Origin of the sequence: Nocardiopsis alborubida, assembly GCF_012396365.1 — a bacterium.
GTDB classification, from domain to species: Bacteria; Actinomycetota; Actinomycetes; order Streptosporangiales; family Streptosporangiaceae; genus Nocardiopsis; species Nocardiopsis alborubida.
Genome location: NZ_JAAXPG010000003.1, coordinates 269,647 through 293,853, shown reverse-complemented (window position 1 = coordinate 293,853; position 24,207 = coordinate 269,647). Strand labels below are relative to the sequence as shown.

Annotated in this window: 22 protein-coding genes, 1 tRNA gene and 1 pseudogene; 13 read left to right on the top strand and 11 right to left on the bottom strand. The window is 69.7% G+C overall.

Annotated elements, in window-relative coordinates; genetic code table 11:
* Positions 1-35 precede the first annotated feature (35 nt).
* The 4 genes from HGB44_RS31775 to HGB44_RS05050 form a co-directional block, all read right to left on the bottom strand.
* Positions 36-215, bottom strand: coding sequence for a hypothetical protein (locus tag HGB44_RS31775; RefSeq protein WP_231972607.1), 180 nt, complete (start codon positions 213-215; stop codon positions 36-38).
* 57 nt (positions 216-272) lie between these two features.
* Positions 273-608, bottom strand: coding sequence for a DUF6507 family protein (locus HGB44_RS05060; RefSeq protein WP_061082834.1), 336 nt, complete (start codon positions 606-608; stop codon positions 273-275).
* The gene (locus HGB44_RS05055; protein WP_231972606.1) at positions 605-931 is read right to left on the bottom strand and encodes a cell envelope biogenesis protein TolA; all 327 of its coding nucleotides are present in this window, start codon (positions 929-931) and stop codon (positions 605-607) included. Before HGB44_RS05055 ends, HGB44_RS05060 begins: the two co-directional genes overlap by 4 nt.
* A gap of 235 nt (positions 932-1,166) precedes the next feature.
* Positions 1,167-1,388, bottom strand: coding sequence for a hypothetical protein (locus tag HGB44_RS05050; protein ID WP_061082833.1), 222 nt, complete (start codon positions 1,386-1,388; stop codon positions 1,167-1,169).
* Positions 1,389-1,572: 184 nt separating this feature from the next.
* On the opposite strand from HGB44_RS05050, the gene HGB44_RS05045 reads away from it, so the two are divergent.
* The 3 genes from HGB44_RS05045 to HGB44_RS05035 all read left to right on the top strand — a co-directional run bounded on the left by HGB44_RS05045 (position 1,573) and on the right by HGB44_RS05035 (position 4,613).
* A tRNA-OTHER gene (locus HGB44_RS05045) sits at positions 1,573-1,653 on the top strand.
* A gap of 363 nt (positions 1,654-2,016) precedes the next feature.
* Positions 2,017-2,394: a hypothetical protein gene (locus HGB44_RS05040; protein ID WP_168443950.1), complete on the top strand. Its 378-nt coding sequence runs from the start codon at positions 2,017-2,019 to the stop codon at positions 2,392-2,394.
* Entirely contained in the window at positions 2,391-4,613 is a 2,223-nt protein-coding gene (locus HGB44_RS05035; RefSeq protein WP_061082831.1) for a tetratricopeptide repeat protein, read from the top strand. The genes HGB44_RS05040 and HGB44_RS05035 overlap by 4 nt, the downstream gene beginning before the upstream one ends.
* Positions 4,614-4,747: 134 nt before the next feature.
* On the opposite strand, the pseudogene HGB44_RS05030 reads toward HGB44_RS05035, so the two are convergent.
* The 4 genes and pseudogenes from HGB44_RS05030 to HGB44_RS05015 form a co-directional block, all read right to left on the bottom strand.
* Positions 4,748-5,719, bottom strand: a pseudogene (locus HGB44_RS05030) (site-specific integrase); the annotation flags it as partial.
* A 270-nt stretch (positions 5,720-5,989) separates the two neighbouring features.
* Complete coding sequence (locus HGB44_RS05025) at positions 5,990-7,240, bottom strand: MFS transporter (protein ID WP_061082830.1); 1,251 nt, start codon at positions 7,238-7,240, stop codon at positions 5,990-5,992.
* A 6-nt stretch (positions 7,241-7,246) separates the two neighbouring features.
* Positions 7,247-7,984 carry a DNA alkylation repair protein gene (locus HGB44_RS05020; RefSeq protein WP_061082829.1) on the bottom strand — a complete coding sequence of 246 codons (738 nt, stop codon included), beginning with the start codon at positions 7,982-7,984 and terminating at the stop codon, positions 7,247-7,249.
* 472 nt (positions 7,985-8,456) lie between these two features.
* On the bottom strand, positions 8,457-8,801 hold the full coding sequence (locus HGB44_RS05015; protein ID WP_061082828.1) for a PadR family transcriptional regulator: 345 nt from the start codon (positions 8,799-8,801) through the stop codon (positions 8,457-8,459).
* 251 nt (positions 8,802-9,052) lie between these two features.
* Here HGB44_RS05015 and HGB44_RS05010 point away from each other — a divergent pair, with 251 nt between their 5' ends.
* The 3 genes from HGB44_RS05010 to HGB44_RS05000 all read left to right on the top strand — a co-directional run bounded on the left by HGB44_RS05010 (position 9,053) and on the right by HGB44_RS05000 (position 11,719).
* Positions 9,053-10,261, top strand: coding sequence for an acyltransferase family protein (locus HGB44_RS05010; protein WP_082768572.1), 1,209 nt, complete (start codon positions 9,053-9,055; stop codon positions 10,259-10,261).
* A 38-nt stretch (positions 10,262-10,299) separates the two neighbouring features.
* Positions 10,300-10,881, top strand: a complete 582-nt coding sequence (locus tag HGB44_RS32645) for a TetR/AcrR family transcriptional regulator (RefSeq protein WP_061082826.1) — start codon at positions 10,300-10,302, stop codon at positions 10,879-10,881.
* A 346-nt stretch (positions 10,882-11,227) separates the two neighbouring features.
* Complete coding sequence (locus HGB44_RS05000) at positions 11,228-11,719, top strand: WGxxGxxG family protein (RefSeq protein WP_168443945.1); 492 nt, start codon at positions 11,228-11,230, stop codon at positions 11,717-11,719.
* A gap of 275 nt (positions 11,720-11,994) precedes the next feature.
* Here HGB44_RS05000 and HGB44_RS04995 read toward each other — a convergent pair whose 3' ends face one another.
* Positions 11,995-12,750: an alpha-ketoglutarate-dependent dioxygenase AlkB gene (locus HGB44_RS04995; protein ID WP_231972555.1), complete on the bottom strand. Its 756-nt coding sequence runs from the start codon at positions 12,748-12,750 to the stop codon at positions 11,995-11,997.
* Positions 12,743-13,984: a hypothetical protein gene (locus tag HGB44_RS04990; RefSeq protein ID WP_061082287.1), complete on the bottom strand. Its 1,242-nt coding sequence runs from the start codon at positions 13,982-13,984 to the stop codon at positions 12,743-12,745. Before HGB44_RS04990 ends, HGB44_RS04995 begins: the two co-directional genes overlap by 8 nt.
* A gap of 605 nt (positions 13,985-14,589) precedes the next feature.
* On the opposite strand from HGB44_RS04990, the gene HGB44_RS04985 reads away from it, so the two are divergent.
* Genes HGB44_RS04985 through HGB44_RS04970 form a run of 4 tightly spaced genes read left to right on the top strand, consistent with a single transcriptional unit; the run spans position 14,590 to position 17,438 of the window.
* On the top strand, positions 14,590-15,234 hold the full coding sequence (locus tag HGB44_RS04985) for a HemK2/MTQ2 family protein methyltransferase (protein ID WP_061082319.1): 645 nt from the start codon (positions 14,590-14,592) through the stop codon (positions 15,232-15,234).
* The gene (locus HGB44_RS04980; protein ID WP_061082289.1) at positions 15,227-15,442 is read left to right on the top strand and encodes a CDGSH iron-sulfur domain-containing protein; all 216 of its coding nucleotides are present in this window, start codon (positions 15,227-15,229) and stop codon (positions 15,440-15,442) included. The genes HGB44_RS04985 and HGB44_RS04980 overlap by 8 nt, the downstream gene beginning before the upstream one ends.
* Positions 15,439-16,440 (top strand): iron-containing redox enzyme family protein, encoded by a 1,002-nt coding sequence (locus tag HGB44_RS04975; RefSeq protein ID WP_061082290.1) that lies wholly within the window; start codon positions 15,439-15,441, stop codon positions 16,438-16,440. Before HGB44_RS04980 ends, HGB44_RS04975 begins: the two co-directional genes overlap by 4 nt.
* A complete protein-coding gene (locus HGB44_RS04970) occupies positions 16,437-17,438 on the top strand; it encodes an L-histidine N(alpha)-methyltransferase (protein ID WP_061082291.1) in 1,002 nt (333 codons plus the stop codon). Before HGB44_RS04975 ends, HGB44_RS04970 begins: the two co-directional genes overlap by 4 nt.
* A gap of 61 nt (positions 17,439-17,499) precedes the next feature.
* Here HGB44_RS04970 and HGB44_RS04965 read toward each other — a convergent pair whose 3' ends face one another.
* Positions 17,500-19,323: a calcineurin-like phosphoesterase C-terminal domain-containing protein gene (locus tag HGB44_RS04965; protein ID WP_061082320.1), complete on the bottom strand. Its 1,824-nt coding sequence runs from the start codon at positions 19,321-19,323 to the stop codon at positions 17,500-17,502.
* A 1,317-nt stretch (positions 19,324-20,640) separates the two neighbouring features.
* On the opposite strand from HGB44_RS04965, the gene HGB44_RS04960 reads away from it, so the two are divergent.
* Genes HGB44_RS04960 through HGB44_RS04950 form a run of 3 tightly spaced genes read left to right on the top strand, consistent with a single transcriptional unit; the run spans position 20,641 to position 24,184 of the window.
* A complete protein-coding gene (locus tag HGB44_RS04960) occupies positions 20,641-21,165 on the top strand; it encodes a PadR family transcriptional regulator (RefSeq protein ID WP_061082293.1) in 525 nt (174 codons plus the stop codon).
* Entirely contained in the window at positions 21,162-21,878 is a 717-nt protein-coding gene (locus tag HGB44_RS04955; RefSeq protein WP_061082294.1) for an ABC transporter ATP-binding protein, read from the top strand. Before HGB44_RS04960 ends, HGB44_RS04955 begins: the two co-directional genes overlap by 4 nt.
* Positions 21,875-24,184 carry an FtsX-like permease family protein gene (locus tag HGB44_RS04950; protein WP_061082295.1) on the top strand — a complete coding sequence of 770 codons (2,310 nt, stop codon included), beginning with the start codon at positions 21,875-21,877 and terminating at the stop codon, positions 24,182-24,184. The genes HGB44_RS04955 and HGB44_RS04950 overlap by 4 nt, the downstream gene beginning before the upstream one ends.
* Positions 24,185-24,207 lie beyond the last annotated feature (23 nt).

Here is a 24,207-nt window from a genome sequence, read left to right as displayed (position 1 = left end):
CTCTCCGGTGCGCTGTAGTGGGCTTGGAGCCCGCCTCAGGTGGAGGACATGTCCTCGGCCCCGCCGAAGAGGTCCTCCCCGCCGGTGCGCAGGGTCTCGGCCGCGTAGTTGAGGGACCAGACGTCGGTGAGGGGGTAGGGGACGGTGTCGGGGACGATGAGCGTGAACGGGTTGGGGTCCACGCCGTTCTGGGGCTCGGTGGGCTCGAAACTCACCAGGGGGCCTTCCGTGGGGGCGGGGCAGGGGTGTCGGTGGTGCGGGGGCGCGTCGGGTCAGAGGTCGAGGTTCTCGCCGGTGCCCGCCTGACTCTGGGCTTCGGCGGCCATCTCCTCCTGGCCCTGGTTGTAGGCCAGCGTGGCGTCGTTGGCGCCCTGCAGACACGACAGGGTGCGGGTGAACATGGCGTCGGTCTCGCCGGTGAAGTGCTCGAAGAACCCGGACAGAGCGGCCTCCACGGGCGGGCTCTTGGCGTTGGTCAGCGCCATCTCGATCCCGTCGGCGGTGGAGTCGATGGTGTCGGAGAACCCGCCTCCTTCGAGGCCGAGCTGTCCGCCGAGGTCGCCCAGGACCAGCGAGACCCCGTAGACGTCGATGTTCCACCGGCTCATCGGCCGTCTCCCTTCGCCGGGGAAGCTGCGAACCGGTGCGCGTGGAACAGGGCTCCGGCCTCGGCCTCCGGTAGGTCAGCAGCGTGGACGCGGACCTCGGCCATGTTCTGCTCGGCGACGCGGGCCCGCAGCATCTCCAGCGAGGCGCGCACGCCCTCGACCGCCCTGGCCCTGCGTTCCCGCACGGGCCCGGGGAAGGCCGCGTCCGATTCCTTGAGAACCGCGATCCCGTCGGCGGGCGCCGGGTCCCGCGCTTCGGCGACGGCGGCGCTCCCGTCCGACTCCTCCGACCCGTCAGGCGGCTCCACCAGTTCGAACTTCATCCGATGCCTGCTCTCCCTCGTGGATTCCGTGGCCCGCTTCGCAGGACTCCCATAGCAGTATGCGCATATGGAGTGACGTTCCACGATCGGTCCCGGTTCCGGAGGAACCGCCCCGGTGGTGGTCAGGCGCGGGGTCTTCCGGACGAGCCGAGCAGAACACGCAGCCGGGCACTACGAAAGTGACGTGCGTCACCCCTGCTCCGGGAAAGGGCGACGGGCCTTCCTCCGGGAAGGCTCAGGCCCTCTTCGCGGGAGCCGCGGACAGGTACTCCGTCTGCCTCCGCATGAGGTCCAGGGCGCGCAGGGGCGCCTCGGCGTCCTCCACCACCGGGTACCAGACCGCCCGGGCCCCGTCCTCACCGACGAGCGCGCCCGGGATCGGCCCCGCCTGGGCGTTCGCGAACGAGCGGCGCGACCATGGACGAGAGTTGAGCCCTGCCCTGTCGGGCAGCGTCACACCATGAAGCCCGTGCCAGGGCAAGGTGGCTCCCGGCTCGCGAGGACCTCGCGAGGTGCCATCGGACGCCACCACCGGGCCGTGTGTGCTCCGATTATGCTCCGCAGCTCCGTACTGACACGGCACCACGCGGCACCTCTTGACACGAAACGATGGTGGTGATCGGGTAAATAGGGACGAAAAGGCACCCTGTGGCACGTAGAGGCACGAAAGAACCGGACTTCTAATCCGATGGTCGCAGGTTCGAATCCTGCCGGGTGCGCCACAAAACCCCAGGTCAGACGGGGTGCGCGAGTCGAACAGACGAGGCGCCGGTCCTGGATCGGGGCCTGAAATGCTCCATGTGTGCTCCCCAGTACAAGGTCCAGTACAGGTGGGGCTCGACCTCGCGGAGCACTTTGCCTTCCCGTGACCCTGGTAGCCCTGCGTCGGGACACCCCGCGCCCGCCCACCAGCGCCCCACAGCCGCCCCGACGCCCGCGCGGGACCCATGTACGCCGCATGGCCTCACAGGCCGCATACGGCCGTTTCAGCCAAAACCCCTTACCCTGCCGGGCTTCACGCGCCACAATCAGATGGCATGAACAGGGCAAGGTGGATCTGGGCAGCAGCGGCAAGCGTCGCAATCTTGGCCGCGTTGGGAGCCGGATTGTGGTTCGGCGGCGGCCCCAGTACGCGCGACGGCTGGGAAGCCGCCTCATGGGCAGCGGGCATCACCACCGCCCTGGCGCTCATCGTCACCGCCATCGCCTGGGTCGCCACCTCCCGACCCTCCGCCCCAATCCCACCTCCACGTACAGGCGATGGAAGCGACGTCGCGAACACGGTGAACGGCAACGTCTCCGGAAGCACCGTCGTCCAGGGCCGGGACATGCACGTGGAGAACACCACCTACGGCGGCGACCACATCGACTTCCGCGATGGCAACTTCCACGGAACGGTGATCGGCAAACAGGTCAACCACCGTCCCGAGCCCGGCAACAACGGGCAAGAGCCGACCCGGTGAGCACGTCCTACCACGGCGACCACATCGACCTCGGCTTCAGCGACTTCCGCGGACCGGTGGTCGGCAAGCAGACCAACCACTACCACGGACCTCATACGGTCGACTGGCCGATACGCGTCGGCGCTATCCCCGAACAGGCTGCCCACTACCAGCACCGGACCATCGGCGACGAACTCAGCGAGGCCCTGAACAGCTTCGGGACCGTCGTCCTGCGCCAAGTCCTGTCCGGCACCGGCGGGGTCGGTAAGACCCAACTGGCCGCCCACCACGCCCGCGCCTTAGCCCGCATTACCACCCCCGAAGAACGGATGGATGTCCTCGTCTGGGCCAACGCATCCAACCGCGAACGCATTACTTTCGCCTACGCCCAAGCCGCCCACCAGATGTTCGCCACCGTTCCCGATGACCACGATGACGCCGCACTTCTGTTCCTCACCTGGCTTGATGACCCGAACAAGCACCAGAACCGGCGCTGGCTCATCGTGTGGGACGACCTCGTCGACCCCGCCCAGGTGCGGGACCTGTGGCCCCCACACGACCAACCTCACGGCCGAGTCCTCGTCACCACCCGCCGGCGCGACCACTCCCTGACAACCCAGGGACGGCACCTCCTCGACGTAGGCGTCTACACCCCCGACGAGGCCCATACCTTCCTTGCCCGTGCCCTGAGCGAAACCGGGATCCCTCACACCACCAGGGAGCTGGGCGCTGTCGCCCACGACTTGGGGCTCCTCCCACTCGCACTGGGGCAAGCGGTGACCTACATGGCCGAGACCGGCCTAGCGTGCGCTGACTACCTGGAGCTGTTCCACGACCGAATGACCACCCTGCACCAGGTGTTTCCCGACTGGGATGCCCCCACGCCGCTCGCCGCCACGTGGGACCTGTCCCTGAACCAGGTCGATACCTTCAACCCCCAAGGGGTGGCCCGACCACTCATGGGGCTTATCGGTCTTCTGGACGGAACAGCCATCCCCGAACACGTGCTGACCAGCCCCACGGCCCTGGAGTACCTGGCCACCCAGCGCAGTGCACCGGAACACGCACCCTCAGCCACCAACTCCCCCGCGACCCCGGCCACCACACCCAAGTTGTCCGTACCGGAGGTGCGTACCGCACTGGTCGGCCTGCATCGGTTGAACCTGATCAACCGTACGGTCACGACATCTGAGGCCAGCGAACCGGTGATCCGCACGCACCAGATCGTCCAACGCGCTACCCGCGAACACCAGGCAACCCAGCCCACACGGGAGAGCGTGTACACGGCTGCTAACGCGCTCTTCGAGGTGTGGCCCGAGGTAGAACGCGACACCGTCCTGGCCGACCATCTGCGCTCGAACACCCGCACCCTGCGGAACCATTCCGTCCAGGGACGCAGCGTAGAGGAGTGGTTGTGGGAACCCGACGGCCACGTGGTGCTATTCCAGGCAGGGAACAGCCTGGCCGAAGCCGGACAGGTGGGTGAGGCAAAGGCCTATTGGGAAAAAATGGCCCAAACCGCACATCACTACCTAGGCCCCGACCACCCCCACACCTTCACCACCCGCCACAACCTCGCCTACCTGCGAGGCGAGAGCGGGGACCTAATCGGAGCTGCCCAGGCTTTCGAGGAACTCCTCCCCGAGATACTGCGCGTCCTCGGACCCGACCACCCCCACGCCCTCACCACCCGCCACAACCTCGCTCTCTGGCGTGGCCAAGCTGGGGACTCAACCGGAGCCGCCACAGCCTACGAAGTCCTCCTCACCAACCAGCTGCGCGTCTTAGGACCCGACCACCCCGACACACTCGTCACCCGCGCCCACCTCGCCTACTTGCGGGGCGCGGCCGGGGATGCTGCCGGAGCCGCCCAGGCCTTCGAAGACCTTCTCACCGACCGCATCCGAATCCTCGGACCCGACCACCCCGACACACTCGTCACCCGCGCCCACCTCGCCCACCGGCAGGGCGAAGCCGGAGTGCCCACGACAGCCGTCACAGCCCTCCAAGACCTCCTTGTTGATAACCTGCGCGTCCTGGGACCTGACCACCCCGACACCCTCGCCACCCGCCACAACCTCGCCTGGTGGACCTACGAATTCGGTAACGCCGCCAAAGCCGTCGAGCTTCTCACCGCCTTGATACGCGACCGCACACGGGTGCTCGGCCTCGACCACCCCGACACGCAGGACAGCAAACGGGTGCTGCAACGCTGGCAGGACGAACTGCCTGAGGGGTGACCTAACCAGGGGACCTTTGATCCGATGGACTACCGGACCCAGACATGAGGAAACCCCAGGCCAATCGGGGTGAACCCGTGAACTGACCTGGGGTCGGTGACGCCGTGTTGCTCCTGGTGTGCTCGCCAGTTCGGCTACCCGGCCCTCACCGGAGCCGGGCCTCGCAGCAGCGCGGCGGTGGCCTCGGCTGCCGCCTTCGCTACATCCGGGAACACCGACTGGTAGGTGTCCTGGGTGAAGTGAGTGGTCGCGTGCCCCAGCTCGCTGGACACGATCTTCACGTCCGTCCCGGCCGCGAGCGCCAGCGAGGCCGCGCCGTGGCGCAGCCCGTGCAACGTGATCGGCGGCAGCCCGGCGGCCCTGGCGATGCGCAGGAACCAGTCACTGACCTGCCCCGGATGCCACCCCGAACCGTCGTCCCGGGTGAAGGCCAGGCCGCTGTCCGTCCATGCCGCTCCGGCCTTGAGCCGGGCTTCGTTCTGGAACCGTTTCCAGGCCCGCAACACCTTGATGGTGTCGGTGTCCAGGGTGATGGTGCGCTGGCCCGCTGCGCTCTTGGGGGTGGAGGTGATCGTCTCCCACGCGAGTTGTACGACCTGGACGCGGATGTCGATCTGCCCGTCCGTCAGCCGGGTGTTGGACCAGGGCAAGCCGACCGCTTCTCCCCGGCGCAGGCCCTTGACCGCGATCAGGTGGAACAACGGTTACAACCACGGGTACTTCCTCGCGTGCATCAGGAACGTACGCGTCTGCTCCGGGGTCCACACCATCACCTCCCCCGGCACGGTCCCGTCCTTCTTCCACTGGCGCACCCGGTCCGGTGTCCAGACCAAAGGACGCTTCCTCGGACACGAGGGCAGCCGCACGTGCGAGGCGATGTTCACCGACACCGGCAAGTCCGGGCGGCGCACCGCCTCCGACAACGCACTTCGGAGAGTCGCGCGGATGCGGTGCTTGGTCGACAGCGAGATCACCCGCCGCCGCCTGACCGAGGCCCGCACCTTCACGTCGTCGGACTCGCGGCACCCCAGGATGCGGACGTTGGCCTCCTCGATAGCCGCGAACACGGTCTCGATGTGGCCTGCCTGGAGCCTGTCCAGGCGCAGGAGCACCTCGCAGAGCTGTTGAGGTGAGCTCTGAGTGAGTGCGGGAGCGTCGTTCGCCGCGCATGTGGTTGGGGAAAGGGGCCGTACCATCGGTCGGGAGAGGCACTCGAACCGACAGGTGCACGCTCCTTCGTCTGATGAGCCCTCTTCTTCCCTGGGAGGGTTCGGGCTGGAGGTGCGGAGTGCTGCCTGAGCCGCCAGGGGTGAACGGACGGCGTGTCTACGACGAGCTCGTGCTGCGCCGCATCGACCTCGCCTACCTGTGCTGGGTCAGTCGAGCTCGGCCTGGGCGCCGAGTCTCGTGATCCGGCGCCCGACCGTCGTCAGGATGACGAGGACCGCGATCGCGCTGACGGCGTAGACGGACCTGAGCGCGAATCCTTGGGAGGTCCAGGACGAGAGCACGTCGACGAGCACGCCACCGGCGGCCATACCGATGGCGGCCACCCCCCAGGTGGCCGATCCCATCGCCGCGTTGACCCGACCCAGCAGGTCCTGCGGCGTCACGCGCTGGCGGAGAGAGGCCACCGACACCGAGTACATCAGAACCGCCGCGCTCGACAGGGCCAGTGCGGGGATGACCACGGCGAGCCGAGGAACGCATGCGATGGCCGTGTGGCTCAGGCCGACGACGCACAGGCTGGCCATCGGCAACCAGCCCGCGGGCAGGTGATCGGCGGCCCGGCCGCTGAGCTGGCCCCCAGCGACGCCCCCGACTGCGGCGGCGGTCATCACGAGGCCGAACTGCGCCGCGTTGAGACCGAGAACCTCCTGGGCGAAGAGGACCTGGGTCGCCAGGATCGCCGCGTAAACCACGTTGAAGCACACGGTGGCGATCGCGGTGCGACGGAGCAGGGGATGCTCGACGATGGTGCGGACGCCGGCACTGATGCCGTGCCGGTCGGTCCTCGGCCTCGGCCTCGGATCAGGCGGGCCGGACCCGGTCTTCCGCTGATTCAGACGGGTGAGCAGGAGCGCCGATACCGCCGCGAACACAGCGTTCACGGCGAGGGCCAGGGCGGCGTGCAGGCCGAGCAGCACGCCGCCCAGCGGCCGGCCCGCGAACTCCTGGGCGGTGATCTCCGCTGTCTTGAGGTGACCGTTGGCGCGGACGAGTGCGCTTCGGGGGACGATCCGCGGGAGCGCGGTGAGGGCGGCGGTGTCGTACAGCACCTCGACGACGCCGAGCACGAGAGAGCCGGCCAGGAGCACGGGCAGCGTGAGCTGGCCGGTCAACGCGAGGACCGCGAGGAACGTCCAGGACACGACTCGGGCCGTGCTCGCCGCGGCCATCAGCCTCAGGCTCGAACAGCGATCGACGAGGACTCCCGCCGGGATCGCGAACAGCCACGGCAACCTGCCCGCCGCCGCCGTCGCGGCGACCCAGAAGGCGCTGTCCGTGGCCGCGGTGGCGAGCCACGGCAGCACGATGAAGGAGACCCCGTCCGCCAGGTTCGAACTGAGGAACGCTGACCAGAGCCGCCAGAATCGTCGTCCGAGAGCGCCGTCCGCAGCCGACAACGCCGCCTACCTGGGCATCGGACCGGTGCCCGACCCGGGCTGGGACCGCGTCTGCTCTCGGAGGGATCGCTCGATGTCGTCCGGAAGCAGGTACGTCGCCAGGCGCAGGGTCGGGCGACTCATCCGGTGCCGGTGCCTTGCGAGAAAGCCGAGCAGGCGTTGCCGGTCGATCTTGCCGACCTCGCGCAGAGCGGTGCCGACTGGTTTGGTGACGAGTTCGCTGGGATCGTCGAGCAGCAGATCGGCCAGGGCGAGCGGATCGTCGAGGTCGCCTTGCCGGATGAGCCAGAAGGAGGCGGTGATCGCGGTCCGCCGCTCGATCGCCGCGTCGGACCGCGCGAGGTCGAACAGCGGTTGACGCGACTTGTCGAGCAGGTACCAGCCGACGACGCGCGGGGCTGAGCGGTCGACGAGGTCCCAGATGTTGATGAACTCGTGGTGGTTCATGTAGGACTCGTAGAGCCGACGCCGTCCATCGTCGTCCAGACCGCGGCGCCGCGCTTTGAAGTCAAGGACCGAGACGCCGACCATGCGCATCTCGTACCACGGGCTGGCCAGCAGGTCGGGGATGTGGGAGAGGTCCAGGTCCGTCCACTCCTTGGCGGTGTCGAAGACCTCCTTCATCCGCACACCGATCGCGTCCAGGCCGCTGTCGGGCGGCAGGCGCCGCACGATCTTTTCCCTCTCCGCAGGGCTCTGCCGGTCGCTCAAGGCGTCCTGGATCCGTTCAGGGGGCTGTGCCATTGCGCTGACCTTCCTGTCGTCGAATCGGTGTGTTCCGGTGAGTGGTCCACGCGTTCTCGGGTGAGCGCTCCGGCTCCGTGCGACGGCCGCGCCGACCGGAGGGACGGAGCGCGTCCAGGCGTTCCCCGCACAGCCGGTCGTGCGCCAGGGCACGGGTCAGCGTGGCCCGCGACGGTTCGCGACCGCAGGGCTGCCCGCCGCGTTCCCCGCGAAGAGCACCGCCGGGATTTCGGTGAACACCCCGGCGGCGCCGCCGGGGGCGAGCACGCCGGACTCCGCGGCGGCCAAGAGCGCGGTCAACGCTGCGGGTGAGCGCACGAGGAGCACGACGGCTGCGCTGGCATGGAAGCGGGTGCGGCGCTGCGCGTCGGCGTGGTCCTGGGATTCCGTGAGGGTCGCGGCAGGGTACCGAGGGGGCGCGGGGTGTGCGGGTAGGTGCTGAACATCGTGTCCGGACAGGAGGTGACGACGTTCACGGGGCGTCTCCTTCGCTGGCTATGTCGATGAATCTGTCGACGACGGACTTCGTGCTGTGCCATTCCTCGATCTTGGCGTCGAGGTGGGCGAGGCCCATACCTGTGATGCGGTAGTAGGTGCGCGCTTTGCCGGAGGAGGCGATGTCGGCGGATGAGGTGACGTGGCCGCTGGATTCGAGCCGCTTCACCGCCGAGTAGAGGGTGGTCTGCTTGATGGCGTAGTCGCCGCCGCTGATCGCGGTGATGCGCTGTGCGAGTTTGTACGCGTAGGACGGGCCGTGGCGCAGCTGGGAGAGCACCATGAGGTCGACGTAGCCGCGGATGGCGTCGGCGCTGATCACGGGAGCGCTCCTGTTCGTCCTCGGCTCTTCGGCGCCTCGATCGTACTGTGCCTGGCGTAGTACGACAATGCTCTGGCGGAGGCGTTCCACTCCTTGCCCGAGGCCGAGGCGTTGGTTGCGAGCCTCGCGTGAACCCGGCGCGAGACACCGCGAGCCGACTCCCACACGCACCTCAGGGACATCCCGGAGAGTCCCCCCATATCGACGCCGACCCCTGGAAGCCATCGGCGCACCGCCCTAGGGTGCTGTCCATGTGGACAGTAAACAATCCAACTGGACAGCCTTCCTCGGTCGACGGCGGTCGGCTGTACTACCTCGACCACCTCAAACTCCTCCTCATCACCTTGGTCGTGCTCCTGCACGCGGCACAGCCCTACGGTCCCGCCGACTGGTGGTACTTCGAGAGCCAGGCCCAGATACCACTGCTCTCCGACGCCACACTCGTCGCCGGCACCTTCCTGATGAGCCTCTTCTTCCTGATCTCCGCCTACCTCGTCCCCGCGGCCTACGACCGCAAGGGCGCCAAGGCCTTCCTGGGCGACCGCTTCCGGCGGTTCCTTCCGCTGGTGCTCGTCGGATTCCTGGTGCTCGTCCCGGTCCTGATGTACGCCTACTACCTGAACTTTCGCCCCCACCCCGGCCTCGGCTTCGCCGCCTACTACGCCGACGTCTACATGGGCGGCGCCGAACAACCCCGAGGTTGGTCCGGCCCCAGCTGGCCGGACCGCCAGTTCGCCCACCTGTGGTTCATCCAGCACCTGCTGGTCTACGCCGTCCTGTACACCCTGTGGCGCGTTGTGGCGGCGCGGCTGCGCGGCCCGGCGGACTCCTCCCCCACGGACGCCGCCCGGGCTCCCTCGACCGCCGCGATCCTGCTCTTCACGGTCCTGGTGGCACTGGCGACCTTCGCACTGCGAATCTGGTATCCCGTGGACACCTGGGTCCCGCTCCTGGAGTTCATCCAGGCCGAGCCCGCCGACCTGGCCATGCAGTCCTCCTTCTTCGTGGCGGGCCTCCTCGCCTACCGGCAGGGCTGGTTCCGGGCTTTTCCAGCCCGCGCGGGATACGCCTGGCTCGCCTCAGGCGCAGTGCTCGCCGGAGCACACCTGGCTTTCGGCACCAGGCTGGGCGAGTGGTACGCCGGGGGCGGCTGGAACACCGGTTCCCTGCTGTGGTCGACCGTGGAGACGGTGATGTGCGTGTCCCTGTCCATCGGCCTGCTCGTGCTGTTCCGCCGCTGGACGGCCAGGCCGAGTCGGCTGCCGCTCGCCATGGCGGGCCTGGCGTTCACCGTCTACCTCCTCCACGTTCCGGTGGTCGTCGCACTGCAGTACACGGCGGGCGCCCTCACCGAGGACCCCTGGCAGGGTTTCGCCCTGTCCGCCGGTGCCGGTCTGGTGTTGAGTTTCGTGCTGGCCTGGTGTGTCAGCCGAACCCCCTACCTGCGCCGGGTGCTGTGAACACCGCCCCGCCGGTGGGACGGCTAGGCTGTGCGCCCATGACGCACAGTGCCGATCTCACCGGCCGGGCCCGCATCCGGATGTCCGCGCTGCGCCTGTTCTCCGAACAGGGCTTCTCCAGCACCTCGCTCCGCGCCATCGCGACCGACGCCGGGGTATCGCACGCCTTGGTCCGACACCACTTCGGCTCCAAGGAGAAACTGCGCGAGGCCGTGGACGAGGACGTCCTGGACGCCTTCGACGAGATCCTCTCCGACATCGGCGAACGGGAAGGCGGGCCGGAGAACCTCGCCGCGTTCAGCGAGGCCAGCGTCAAGCTGTTCGGAACGGACGCGGTCCGTCGGGAGTATCTCCGCCGCGCCCTGGCCGAGGGCAGCGACCTGAGCGCCCGCCTCTTCGCCCGCCTGCTGGAAGGGGTGCGGATACGGCTCTCGGCCATGGGTGGCACGGGCGGGCACTGGGCCCCCTACCAGGTGCTCTTCCTCATCCTGGGGCCCATGCTCCTGGAACCGGCGATGCGGCCGGGCCTGGACAGGCCCGTATTCGATCCCGCGGTGGTGGCCGAACGCAGCGCGGCCAACCAGCGGTTGCTCACCCGCGGAATGTTCCCCGAGGCCTGAGCGGGAGCCGCGGGAGGACAGGATCGGCGAGGCCGCCCAGCGGCCCGCCCGGGAGTCCACCCCTGGCACGGAGCACGAACCGCGCCCCGGGCCGGGACGGCCCGTGCTCGCCGCGGGGAGCCCCGCGGGCTCCCGGACCGCCCGCCCGGCCGACCCGCCGCCCTCGTGCGGGCCGCCCGCCCGCGTTCTCGTCCACCGCACGCGCCGGGCCGGGCACACCGACGGCTCGCGGGGCGGTTTACAAGCTCCTTCCGCATTCCTCGACACCCCTTGATCCCGACGATTCCAGCACAAGAATGCCGATATCAACAAACCCGCGACCCGACACAAAAAGCACCAAGGGCGAATGAATGCGGGCATTCTTTTCTTTACACTTCACCACCATCCCGCCATCCGCGCAGAATTCCATCAGATCGACTCGGGAATGGGTTTGCTTCTTCCTTCCACGGGAACCAGGAAAGAGGACGCCCACGCGGGCAATCACCAAAGGGCGCAACCGAAAAAACTTTCCAATATTTCGGGGGGATTCATGAAAAAGATTTTCCTAGCGTTTGGTCTGGCCGTTACGTTGGCGACGGCTCCGCTCGCCGCCGGGTCCGCCTCAGCCGACACGGCAGCGGCGGAACGGGCGGCCGTCGCCTCCGTCAGCCACGCCCCGGGCACTGAGCTGGCCACCGGCACCGAAACCGGTACCAACACCAACACCCATGAGGACAGCGGCGGGGGGAACGGGGGCCTCTGGGGTCTGCTCGGGCTGCTCGGTCTCCTGGGGCTGCTCGGCCTCCGCAAGGGGCGGCAGTCCTACGGCGGTTCGTCCACCAACCGCGGAACGCCGTAGTAACGACGGCTCGGCTGGTTGGCACGCACCGGGTTTGGTGGAGCCTTGTTCCAGGATTCTCGGGTCACGGTGCCCGGTTGTCCGTTCCCGGACTCCATGGGTGTCAGCCAGCCGGTCTCCCAGTACCGCAGTGCCGACCGCGAAAGGTCTGCGGGTACTCGGGGACCGCGCCCGCCCGCCCCGACCGGGACCGCCGCCGGCGTCGGTCCGATCGACCGCATCCGACGGCCGCAGATCCGGGTTCTGCCCAGTCGCCCGGCCCCGACCCCCGGTCCTCAAGGCCACGCGGGCGGCATCAGATCGCTCTCGCTGACGGTGTGCGTCAGCAGGGGGTAGACGAAGTCCGTCTCCTTGTTCTCACGGCTCCGCAGCTGGTAGAACTCGCGCCTCTGCTCGTCGTCGGCCGACGTGAGGCGCACGCCCTGCGGGAGGTATGCCTGTCCGCCGCGAAACCGGACAAAGGTCTTCGACGTTCGAAACGTCACGCCCAACCACTGGTTGTCCGCCCTCTGCGCGGGCGCGTCCAGCACGATCCTGTGCCTGATGCGCCGATTCGTTTCGACGGAGAACGCGACGACGCTGTTGTGGGCGAGGGGGACCTCGAAGCTCTCGGCACCGGTCTCCTTCGGTTCGAAGACCAGCTTCCTCGGCGGGCTCGCTTCGGGGTGCCGGTAGCAGGAGAAGACGGCGATGAAAGACTCGTCGGCCAGGTCGAGGGCCTGGTCGGAATGGCTGCCCATCTTCCTGTAGGCGTTCGTGTAGATCTCCATGAGGGCGTTGTTGAATCCGACAGGGATAGCCGCGCGTTCTTGGATCCGTTTCGCCAGCCGCTCGTGCACCGTTCGGAAATGCTGCGCGGGGTTGCCGTATCGGGTGGTGGTACGCACGAGAGGCACACCGTCCGTCTCGTCGGCCTTGGTCAGCACGGCGCCTCGCCGTCCCTTTCCAAGGTCCTCCAGAAGAGCCGACTCGGACAGCTCCGCGAAGAGGTTCTCCTCAGCCGGCAAAGCGCATGAAAGAATCTCATCCAAGATCCTGGATCCGGGGGGCAATGTAGTCTCCCGTGTTCATACTGAAAAGGAATTCGTCGCCGTAGTCGATGAAGGACGAGGTCCTGTTCTCCTCGGCGTACAGACTGCGCAGCTCCTCCATGCCCGCCGTCGTGGGCTTCCCCAGCCTCACCAGGCCTCCGGGTGCCTTGAGGAACGTGTCACCGCTCCTGTGAACGGCTTCGGCGCTCGAACAGCGCACCACGTATCCCAGACGGGTCGGGAGCAACGCGGCGTCCAACGTCGAGGGACGAATCTCGTGCGTGTACAGACGGTTGGTGGACAACGGCATGAAGAACACGGAGCCGGGATAGAGGGTCAGCCCGAACTGCGACGGGAGCGCGGCCCCGTCGCGTGCTTCGGTCGGCTCCTTGAGGCGGAAGCGCAGCTCGGTCAGCCCGCTGGTGCTCTTCACGCCGTAGTCGAAGGCGTCCTCGGCCATGGGCTGCAGCCTGCCGAGCCCGTCGTAGAAGGTACAGAAGGCCATGATGCCGTTGACCGGCATGTCCTTGGTCTTGTCGGCATGGGCCGAGATCCTGGCCTTGGACTGCTTGCGCTCGGCCGTGGCGAGGGTGTTGTGGTAGATCTGCGCGAGGACGTGGTTCAGCGGTGCATGGTCGCGGAAGACGGCGGCGGCCTCGCGGTTCAGGGTCTCGACGATGCGCGTGTCGGTCGGGCCAAAGCTCTCGGTCGGCCCCGAGAGGTTCGTGGAGCAACGGAGCAGGCGGAAATGCAGTTCGTCACCGTTTCGCGTGACGGGCGTCAGATAGATTCCGCTGCGATGGGCCTTTCCGGGCTTGGTGGACTCCGTCAGGGACTGGAACTCGTGCTCCGCACGGATCCGCCCGAAGTGGTCGGCGCCGGGGTCGAAGAACCGGCGGTAGTACACGCCGGCTCCGTGTACGCGGACGGGGACCCGGCCGAGGTCGACGGGGGTCCAAGGCCTGCCGACGTCCTCGCGGTAACCGCGTGACAGATCCCGGACGACGAACACCCGGTCCGCCTCACGCAGGTGATGGTCGCTGATCCCGGATACGTCGCCGCACAGGTAGACGGTCCTCCGCGAGAGGTCGGGCGAGCCGGACGCGAGTTCCTCCGGCGTGATCGTGGACCCGAAAAAGTCCCTGACCAGATCGTTGTCCCGCAGGCCCGCAGGCGCGACCAGGATGTTTCCCGTGTCCTCGATGCAGGCTTCTGCCGACTCTGCTGTGCACATCAAACGGTACCTGGAATTCACATATTCCTGTGTGTTACGCGCTACCACGAAAACGACGGCGGCCGCACTCTTTCCTCTGCGTTGTGAAGCACGAAAGGGAGAAGGCGAACCGGTGGAGCCCGATCCTCTCACGGGGGCTCGACGGAGGGCAACGGATCATGCTGCGGGGGCAGGGCGCGGAACCGCTCGACGAGGCCGTGCGGAGGGCCTGCGGCTGCTCTGAGGCCGAGCCGGGACGCCGGCATCGCCACGGCCCGCGTACCGGACGCGCGTCCCGCGACCGGGGACGGCTCGGCGTGCACCCGCCGCACGCCGTACACGCCGTCGGTCGCGGCGTGGATCCGGCGGACGGTCAGATACCGGCGCACCGGCCGCCGGCAGCCTCCCCGGTTTCCGGGTCGGGCACGGGGCGGCCCGGTCGCACTGCGCGTCGACGTACCTGGAAGTCCGGCAACGCCTCCCCGGCCCGGAGGAGGACCACGGGCTGCTCACCCGGCGAACACCCCTCCCGAAAGAGCGTCACCCACGGTCATCGGCCATCACGCAAAGGACGCGCACGGTGGTTGGAGGGTTCGGGACCGGGTAGTGGTGGCCCCATGCTGCTGATGAGGCCACCGGGTGTCTACCCAGCTCAGGAGGACACCTCCCTGCTACGTACCGTGCTGCGCCAGCGCGGCCGGGTCGCCGGGCGTTCCGTCCTCGACGTCGGTTCGGGCACCGGGGCGCTGGGCATCGAGGCCTTCCGCGCCGGCGCGGCCAGCCTCACCTCGATCGACCTGTCGCGCCGCTCGGTACTGGCGAGCTGGCTCAACAGCCGACTGCACGGGGTCCCGGCGACGGTCCGGCGCGGCGACCTGTTCGCTCCCGTGGCCCCGCACCGCTTCGACCTCGTCCTCGCCAACCCGCCCTACATGCCCGCTCCCGGTCGGCGGCTGCCCCGCCACCGGATGGCGAGGTGCTGGGACGCGGGGCCGGACGGGCGGATCCTGCTGGACCGCATCTGCGCGGGTGCGCCCTCGGTGCTCAGCGAGGACGGCGCGCTCCTGCTCGTGCAGTCCGAGCTCGCCGACGAGCAGGCCACGTTGAACCAGCTCAAGAAGGCCGGGCTGGTGCCCGAGGTCCTCGCGAGGGCCCGCGTCCCGTTCGGGCCGGTGCTGCGCGCGCGTGCCGCGGCGCTGCGCGCACGCGGGCTGCTCGGCCCCGACCAGATGGAGGAGGAGCTCGTGGTCATCGAGGCGTGCCATGGCTGAGGACCGCCGCCGGGTCGTCGTCACCGACGACGGCCCGATCCTCGTCTACGGCCCGATCGACGTGGAGACGCCCGACGGGACCCGCGTGCGCAGCGACCGTGCGGTCACCGCGCTGTGCGTGTGCGGCCGCAGCAGGCGCCGCCCGTTCTGCGACACCAGCCACCGTCGGCGCGTACGCGGTGACGAGGGGAAGGAGTACGGCCCATGACCATGACGACGCCGGAGGCGCCGACGCTGCCCGCCCCCCGCGGCCCGGTCTCCGAGGCGGTTCTGGACGCGCTGCGCGGGAACCGGACCGGGTTCCCCGCGGTGGACGGATCCCCGCCCTACGGAGAGGACCTCCAGCTCGCCCTCTACTGCTGCTACGAACTCCACTACCGCGGGTTCGGGGGAGTCGGCGCCGAGCGCGAGTGGGACCCGGCGCTGCTGACGGTCCGCGCCGAGCTGGAGAGGGCCTTCCTCGGCGCGCTCAGGGACGAGGTGGCCCCGGGCGCGGACGTCGGGAGCGAGATCGGCGCGCTCCTGGTCGAACACGTCGACGCGTTCGGCGCCTCCCACCACCTGCGCCGCCACGGGCAGCTGTGGCAGCTGCGCGAGTACGTCGCCCACCGCTCGCTCTACCACCTGAAGGAGGCCGACCCGCAGACCTTCGTCATCCCGCGCCTGCACGGCCCCGCCAAGGCCGCCCTCGTGACCGTGCAGCACGACGAGTACGGCGCGGGAGACCCCGAGCGGACGCACTCCACGCTCTTCGCCGACATGATGGCCGAGCTGGGCCTGTGCGCGGACTACGGCGCCTACCTCGACTCCGCCCCCGCCGAGATGCTGGCCGAGGTCAACTTCATGTCGCTGTGCGGTCTGCACCGCGGGTTGCGCGGAGCGCTGATCGGACAGTTCGCGACCGTCGAGCTCACCTCCTCCCCCGGCTCGGACCGGCTGGTCAAGGCCATGCGGAGGCTGGGCTGCGGTCCGGCCGCCATCCGGTTCTACGCCGAGCACGTCGAGGCCGACGCGGTGCACGAGCAGCTCCTGCGGCGCGAGGTGATCGCGCCGCTGCTGAACACCGAACCCGAGCTGGCCCCCGACATCGTGTTCGGCATCCGCGCCAGCACTCTCCTGGCCACCCGGCTGGAGGAGTACCTCCTGTGGCGGTGGGGCCGCGGCGAGTCGAGCCTGCGCGACGGGACGGACGTGAGGAGACCATGAGAACACCTGGACCAGCGGTGCGTGCCCGTGTCCTTCAGCTCCCCGACAGGGGCGACGCGGTGCCGGACGACACCGTCGTGCGCGACTGCCTCCGGCAGGCACCGCCCCGGCTGCCGCCCTGGCTCGGCTACGACGCGGTCGGCTCCGAGCTGTTCGAGCGGATCACCGAGCTGCCCACGTACTACCTGACCCGCGTGGAACGCGACCTGTTGGAGCGCCACTCCGCGGAGATAGCCGAACGGCTCGCCTGCGGGCGCGTCGCCGAGCTGGGCAGCGGAAGCGCGAAGAAGACACGGCTGCTGCTGGAGAGCTGTCTGCGCCTGCGCCAGACCGCCTACCTGCCGATCGACATCGACCGGAGCGTGCTGGATTCCAGCGGCGCCGCGTTGTGCGCGGAGCTGGACCGCCTGGAGGTCACGGGCCTGTGGGGACGCTACGAAGCCGGTCTGGACTGGCTGCGCACCCATCCCGGTGAGCCGCTCGCGATCGCCTTCCTCGGCAGCAGCTTCGGCAACGCCACCCGGGGGGAACGCGACGCGTTGCTGGGCGAGATCGCCCGCACCCTGCGCCCGGGCGAGGCCTTCCTGGTCTCCGCCGACCTGGACAAGGGCCGTGAGGCCCTGGAGACCTGCTACAACGATCCCCCCGGATACTCGGCCTTCGCCGACTTCCGGCTCAACTACCTCACCCGGTTGAACCACCGCTACGGCGCCGACTTCGTACTCGACGACTTCGTCCCGGAGGCGCGCTACGACGCGGACACCGCCACCGTGGAGGGACGTCTTCGCGCCAGGGCCGACCGGACCGTGCCCGTTCCGGGGCTGGGGCTCACCGTGCGCGTACCGCGCGGGGGGTTCCTCAACGTCGGCTACTCGGTGAAGTTCGGCTGCCGGGGGCTGGTCGACGAGGTGGGGGCGCACGGTTTCGGCCTGGGGGCCCGGTGGCTGGACCCCGATGCGCGGTACGGGCTCTTCCTCTTCCGCCGTGACGGGGGCTGAACGGCCGAGGCGAAGGGCCGCCACCCGTGCGGGTGGCGGCCCTCCTGTGGCTGGGGTGTGACTACCTCCGGCCGATGACCTCGAATTCGAGGACGTCGGTGAACTCGCGGCCGTAGGAGTCGGTCGCGGTCACCTCGGCGGTGTGCTCACCGGTGTGCAGGTTCCTGGGCAGGTCGAACCGCCACAGGTGCATCGACCGGACGGCGAGGCTGCCGCCGTGGACCAGCTGCTGCGAGACCGCGTACGGGTCGGAGTACTCGACGCCGACGTTGGCGGCCTCACCCTCCATCTGCTGGGTGCGCGTGGCCTCCCGGGCCGGTCCGCCGTCGATGCTGACCTCGACCGTCGAGCCGGTGGAGCCGAAGAAGAAGTTGGTCGTCAGCCAGCTGCCGTAGGCCAGGTCCGCGCGGTCGACCACCAGGGGCTCCTCCAGCTCGGGGGCCTCGCCGACGGGGTTGTCGTTCCACTCCTGGCGCGCCTCGAACCACTCGCGGTAGGTCGGGCTGTTGATGCCCAGCTGCGTCTGCACGTCGTCGGACTCGCCGGTGACGGTGTAGCGCTCCCGGAACTCGTTGCCCTGGATGTCCAGCGTCACCACGCCGGGACGCCCGCCGTCGCGGCCGATCGCGGTCGGGTAGCCCTCGTCGCCGATCGCGCCGGAGTACCAGTCACCCGAGATCGCGCCCGCGGTGATGTGCGGGAACGGCAGGCCCTGGACGCCGAAGAGGTCGCGCCAGCCCGCGGCGTCGTCGCCGGACTTGAGGTTCTCGATGCTGTGGCTGTGGCCGGCCACCGCCACGGCGTTGCGCCCCTCCAACAGCTCGTGCACCCGCTTGACCTGGTCGGTCTGGTGCACCGGGGAGCTCGCGTCGGCGTAGTTGAGCAGGCCGATGTGGCTGGCCACGACGACGAGCTTGTCGGGGTCGACGTTGGCCAGGTCGCGTTCGAGCCACGCGAGCTGGTCGTCGTCGAGGCGGCCGTTGTAGGACGGGTCGCCCTCCGGGTCGGCGCAGTGCGCCTCGATGCCCTCGGGGCTGTCGTCGGCCGCGACGCACGGGTACTCGACGGTGTTGAGCGCGATGATGTGCGTGTTGCCGACGTCGTAGGAGTAGTACTCCGGTGCCAGCTGCGCGCGGTAGGTGTCGAAGGAGTGCTCGGAGTTCGGGGCGTCGAAGTCCAGGTCGTGGTTGCCCGGCAGGAAGCGCGCCGGACCGTTGGTCTCGGCGACCAGGCCCTTGATGTCGGGATAGAGCGACAGGTCGTCGCCGACGACGTCACCGACGAACAGCGTGCCGCAGCCGGCGTAGTCGTGGCGCTCGGCCAGGTCCGCGATGGCGCCGGCGCGCGCGTACTCGACTTCCTGCCGGTCGTAGGTCTGGAGGTCCCCGGCCATGATGCAGCTCTGCGCGTCGGTGGCGGTCAGCTCGCTCTCGACGAGCGGGAAGTTGACCGCGGACGGCAGGGGGCCGGTCGGCTCGATGCCGCCGTAGCGCAGTTCCGGAGACCCCTCGGGCAGGTGGTTGTAGTGGAACTGCGGGATGTTGTGCTCGTCCATCGGCACCTGGTAGCCCGACGGCTGCGTGATGGACACCGTCATGTTGTCGAACGCGGGCAGTTCGTAACGGCCCTCGCCGTCGGTCAGCACCACGTCGCGGCCGTTGGTGACCATGACGCCGGGCAGGCCGGTCTCGTCGCCGCCGCTGACGCTGTCCCGGTTCGCGTCGACGAACACCTGGCCGGTCAGCACCGTGTCGTCGGCGGCGCCGGTCGGGGTGCGGACGACCTCGACCTCACCGCGGTAGGCGGTGTCGTCGAAGCTCTCCGACGGCTCCGCCGCGGCCGGGGCGGGCACCGCGGTCACGGAACCGGCGATGACGGCGGCCATCGAGACCGCCATCGCGGCACGAAAGTAACGGCGTGCCCGCAGAGCACTCGGCGTCTGCGCACGTCGTGGATGTGTCGTTGGCATGCAGTTGCCTCCGGTATGCGGGGGAGGGGGAGCAAAACCGGCCAGGGGGACCGGCGGGAAGCAACCTTTCTAGATATGGCTGAACAAAGGCCCAGTTGCCGACCAACAGCCAGCCACCGGACGGTGACCACTGACGCGACACACTGATTATTGGCGGCCAGTTCCATCCCCATGCGTTGCGAATGACCAGAGCCGTCCGGACGTTCTCTCCGGCCCGGTCCGGACTGACTCGGGTTCTGCTTTCTGGACGGTCACGGGGTTCATCCGCCCTCCCTGCGCACTTGTCGCAGAGAAAGCCCCGCGGCCGGGACCAGTACGTCGCTGACAAATGTCCGCGCACGTCAGCTAATGTCTACGCACGCCGGCCCGGGAAGCAAGGCGCAACTCCGCACACGCCGAAAAACCTTGTCGATGCGCCGTCGGGCAGTGCCCCGCGGCCGCCCCGGGCGCCGCACGCCCCCCGGTGACGAAACCGGCACCTTTCGGCGTACTCCCAGATTGAACGGCACGTATCCCGGTGTGGAGACCGCCCCGTCAACGCCTCCCCGCCCCCGCCCGCGGCCCTCCCGCGAACCCGCACCCCGCACCCCGCACCCCGCACCCCGCACCCCGCGACGACACCACGAGCGGTGCGACCCTCGCGCGCCGCGGCCCTTTCCTGTACCCTCATCGTGGTCGATTTTCGGATAAGCAGGAAGGTGCAGGCGAAGATCAAGGCACTGGCTCTCAGCACTCTGGCTTCGTCTTTCCGGGGCCATTACATCTGGCGGAGCCTGCCCACGAACTCGCGCTCCAACTCGGCCCCGCGACACTCCTCCAGTTCCTTCTCGCCATAGCCGCGGGCCTGTTCACCTGCAAAGTCGCCACGGGTATCGCTGATCTGCTCGTGAGAATCCTCAGACACAAGGCCGCACAACGGTGGCCCGGCCTGGTAACGGAAAAGCCCCGCCGCGGTTCGGCCGAAGCCGGGCGGCCCGCTCCGGGGCCGACGGACACCCGCAACGAGGTCCGCGGCGACGCACGGGGCATCGTCGTCCAGGCCGGGCACACGGTCCAGCTCCACATCCACCGCCCCGGATCCGCGGCCCCGCGGGGCCGCCCGGGGGAGACGGCCGCCGGGCCGTCGGAGAACGGCCACACCTGAGGGGTCCGCCGGACGCGGGAACCCGTGCCGGGATCGGGCCGCATCACCCCTCTTCACCCCATCTATACACATTGTGTATAGTCGCCGCCATGTCTATCGGCAACACGCTGCTCGGTCTGCTCGAATCGGGCCCCCGCCACGGATACGACCTCAAACGCCTCTTCGACGAACGGTTCGGGCACGACCGGCCGCTGCACTACGGGCAGGTCTACTCGACGATGTCGCGTCTGCTGAGGAACGGCCTGGTCGAGGTGGACGGGGTGGAGGCGGGCGGCGGCCCCGAACGCAAGCGCTACGCCATCACCGACGCCGGTGTCACCGACGTCGGCCGCTGGCTGGCCACACCGGAGAGGCCCGAGCCCTACCTCCAGAGCACCCTGTACGCCAAGGTCGTGCTGGCACTGCTGACCGGCCGTGACGCCGCCGGGCTGTTGGACGTCCAGCGGGGCGAGCACCTGCGCCTCATGCGTGAGCTCACCCGCCGCAAGACGGGCGGCGACCTGGCGGACCAGCTCGTCTGCGACCACGCCCTGTTCCACCTGGAGGCCGACATCCGGTGGCTGGAGCTGACCGCCAGCCGCCTCGACCGACTCGCCGGGGAGGTCGGCGCGTGAGCGGCACCACCGCGGCGGAGGGCACGGGCACCCTGCTCACCGCCACCAGGCTCCGCAAGTACTTCGGATCGACCGCCGCTCTGAACGGAGCGGACTTCAGCATCGACTCCGGCGAGGTCGTCGCCGTCATGGGCCCGTCCGGGTCCGGCAAGTCCACACTGCTGCACTGCCTGGCGGGCATCCTCGACCTCGACGGCGGCACCGTGCACTACGGCGGTCGCGAGCTGTCGGCCCTGCCCGACTCCGAGCGCAGCAGGCTCAGACGCAGCGACTTCGGCTTCGTCTTCCAGTTCGGCCAGCTCGTCCCCGAGCTGACCTGCGTGGAGAACGTCGCGCTGTCCCTGCGCCTGACCGGAGTCGCCCGCAGGAGGGCGGAGGCCTCCGCGGTGGAGTGGATGGCCCGCCTGGAGGTGGACGACATCCGCGACAAGCGCCCCGGCCAGGTGTCCGGCGGACAGAGGCAGCGGGTGGCCATCGCGCGGGCGCTGGTGGCGGGGCCGCGGCTGCTCTTCGCCGACGAGCCCACCGGCGCGCTGGACTCGCTCAACGGAGAGCGCGCCATGGAACTGCTCACGGGCGCGGCCCGCGACAGCGGGGCCGCGGTCGTCCTGGTCACCCACGACGTCCGGGTCGCGGCCTACTCCGACCGCGAGGTCGTCGTCCGCGACGGCCAGGCCCTCAGCGCCACCACCGGGATCACGGGGGCGACGTGATCGGCCGGTGGTACCGCGACCTGGCCATGGGCGCCAGGCTCACCCTGAACGGGGGGTGGGCGGGTTGGACGGGGACGCTGCTCACAGCGCTGGGCGTGGGCCTGGGGGTGATGGTGCTCCTGCTGGCCGCCGCGGCGCCCTCCGTGCGCGCGGCGGGCCAGGACCGGATGGACGCGCGGGCGCCGGTGCGCCTGGAGCAGGGTGCGCCGACCGGCGACGCCGCGGTCCTCGCGGCACCGGAGATCGTCGTGTACCGGGGCGACATGTTCGTGGGCATGCTGCTCGAAGCGCCCGGGGGAACGGGGACGGACGTGCGCCCCCCGGGGATCGACCGGCTGCCAGAGGCGGGCGAGCTCTACGTCTCCCCCGCCCTGCGCGACCTCCTGGACTCACCGGAGAACGCCCTGCTCGCCGAGCGGTTCGAGGGCGCCTCGGTCACCGGCCTGATCGGCTCCGAAGGACTGCGGGGGCCGCACGAGCCCTACTTCTACCTGGGTACGGACGCCCTCTCGCAGGATCCGGCACAGTACGCCGTCTCCGGCTTCGGCGCGGACCAGCGGGGCGACGGTATGGCCGCGATCCTCGTACTGCTCATCGTCGTCATCATCGTGGTGCTGCTGCTGCCGATCGCCGCGTTCATCCTCACCGCGATGCGCTTCGGGGCCGAGCGGCGCGACCAGCGTCTGGCCGCGTTGCGGCTGGTGGGCGCGGACAGGGCGATGACGCGCAGGATCGCCGCGGGCGAGTCCCTCGTCGGCGCGGTCCTGGGCCTGGTCCTGGGCACCGGGTTCTTCCTGGTGGCCCGGACGTTCGCCGACGACGTGCGGCTCCCGGGCTCGGGCGTGCTGCCCGCGGACCTCACACCGGTGCCGCTGATCGCCGCCCTCGTCGCGGTGCTCGTCCCGGTCAGCGCCGTCCTGGTCACGCTCCTGGCGCTGCGCAGGGTCGAGGTCAGTCCGCTGGGCGTCTTCCGGGAGGGCACCGACCGGGGACGGCGGCTGTGGTGGCGCGTGCTGGTCCTGGCCGCCGGCTGCGCCGTCCTGGCCGTGCTCGGGCGGGGAGGGGGCTCCGAGGGCACGGAGTGGGCCGTCGCCGTCGGCGTGTCGGTGGCCCTGACGGGGTTCACCCTGCTGCTGCCGTGGGTCGTCGAGGCCGTGGTGGGCCGGCTGCGCGGCGGTCCGCTGTCGTGGCAGATGGCCACGCGGCGCCTCCAGCTGAACAGCGGGATCGCGGCCCGCACCGTCAGCGGCGTCACCCTGGCCGTGGCCGGGGCGATCGCGCTCCAGATGCTGTTCTCCGCGGCCAACGCCCAGGTCCCCTCCGGCGGTGACCAGGAGCCGGGCCGGGTGGAAATGATCGCCTCGACCACGGTGGAGAGCCGCGCCGAGGGCGCGGAGTTCGCCCGCGGCGTCGACGGCGCCAGGGGTGTGGAGTCCTCCTCCCCGTTCCTCATGGCCCACCTTCCCCCGGCGGACGCCCCGCCCGGTGCCGACGACCCGTGGCGGACGGTGGTCGTCGCCGACTGCGCGACCCTGGGCGAACTGATCACGTTCTCCTCCTGCGCCGACGGTGACGCCTTCGCCGCGGGCGAGGAGGCCTCCGCCGTGCGGCCGGGGGACCGGCTGGACCTCAACAACGCCCCTCCGGGCGACTCCGCCGCCGATCCCCGCCCCTGGACGGTCCCGCCGGTGCGCGAGGCCCGGGCCGCGGACCCCCTGGTCGAGCAGGAGTACCAGGGGTTGTTCCTCACCCCGTCGACCCTTCCGGTCGAGGAGCTGGAGCACCTCCTGTCCACGGTGTTCATCACCCTCGACGGGAGCGACCCGGACGCCGTCGAGCACGTGCGCAACCACATCGGCGTCGACAGCCCCGGGACCGACCTGCGCGCCCTGCACGAGGAGAGCGGCGGCAGCGTGTTGACGTCCATCGGCGACGCGCTCCAGGCCGGTGCCGTCCTCACGATGCTGGTGATCGGGGCGAGCATGGTCATCTCCACGGTCGAGCAGCTGCGGGAGCGCAGGCGACAGCTCTCGGTGCTGATCGCCTTCGGGACCAGCCGCTCCACGCTCGCCGCCTCGGTGCTGTGGCAGACCGCGATCCCGGTGGTGCTCGGCCTGGCGATCGCCGTCGGAGGCGGGACCGGGCTCGGCCTCCTCCTGCTGCGGCTGGCCGACCTCCCGGTCGCCGACTGGCTGAGCTTCCTCCCCCTCGTGGGCGCCGGACTCGGCGTGATCGCGCTGGTGACGCTGGCGAGCCTGCCCTACCTGTGGCGCATGACGAGCCCTGAGGGTCTGCGCACCGAATGAGGCCGGGGCGCATGGTGGGGCCG

Coding starts and splice junctions, on each gene's coding strand:
- HGB44_RS05060 (WP_061082834.1), bottom strand. CDS start 608: ATGAGCCGGTGGAACATCGACGTCTACGGGGTCTCGCTGGTCCTGGGC.
- HGB44_RS05055 (WP_231972606.1), bottom strand. CDS start 931: ATGAAGTTCGAACTGGTGGAGCCGCCTGACGGGTCGGAGGAGTCGGAC.
- HGB44_RS05020 (WP_061082829.1), bottom strand. CDS start 7,984: ATGGCACAGCCCCCTGAACGGATCCAGGACGCCTTGAGCGACCGGCAG.
- HGB44_RS05010 (WP_082768572.1), top strand. CDS start 9,053: ATGTGGACAGTAAACAATCCAACTGGACAGCCTTCCTCGGTCGACGGC.
- HGB44_RS32645 (WP_061082826.1), top strand. CDS start 10,300: ATGACGCACAGTGCCGATCTCACCGGCCGGGCCCGCATCCGGATGTCC.
- HGB44_RS05000 (WP_168443945.1), top strand. CDS start 11,228: ATGAATGCGGGCATTCTTTTCTTTACACTTCACCACCATCCCGCCATC.
- HGB44_RS04990 (WP_061082287.1), bottom strand. CDS start 13,984: ATGTGCACAGCAGAGTCGGCAGAAGCCTGCATCGAGGACACGGGAAAC.
- HGB44_RS04985 (WP_061082319.1), top strand. CDS start 14,590: ATGAGGCCACCGGGTGTCTACCCAGCTCAGGAGGACACCTCCCTGCTA.
- HGB44_RS04980 (WP_061082289.1), top strand. CDS start 15,227: ATGGCTGAGGACCGCCGCCGGGTCGTCGTCACCGACGACGGCCCGATC.
- HGB44_RS04975 (WP_061082290.1), top strand. CDS start 15,439: ATGACCATGACGACGCCGGAGGCGCCGACGCTGCCCGCCCCCCGCGGC.
- HGB44_RS04970 (WP_061082291.1), top strand. CDS start 16,437: ATGAGAACACCTGGACCAGCGGTGCGTGCCCGTGTCCTTCAGCTCCCC.
- HGB44_RS04965 (WP_061082320.1), bottom strand. CDS start 19,323: ATGGCCGCCGTCATCGCCGGTTCCGTGACCGCGGTGCCCGCCCCGGCC.
- HGB44_RS04960 (WP_061082293.1), top strand. CDS start 20,641: ATGTCTATCGGCAACACGCTGCTCGGTCTGCTCGAATCGGGCCCCCGC.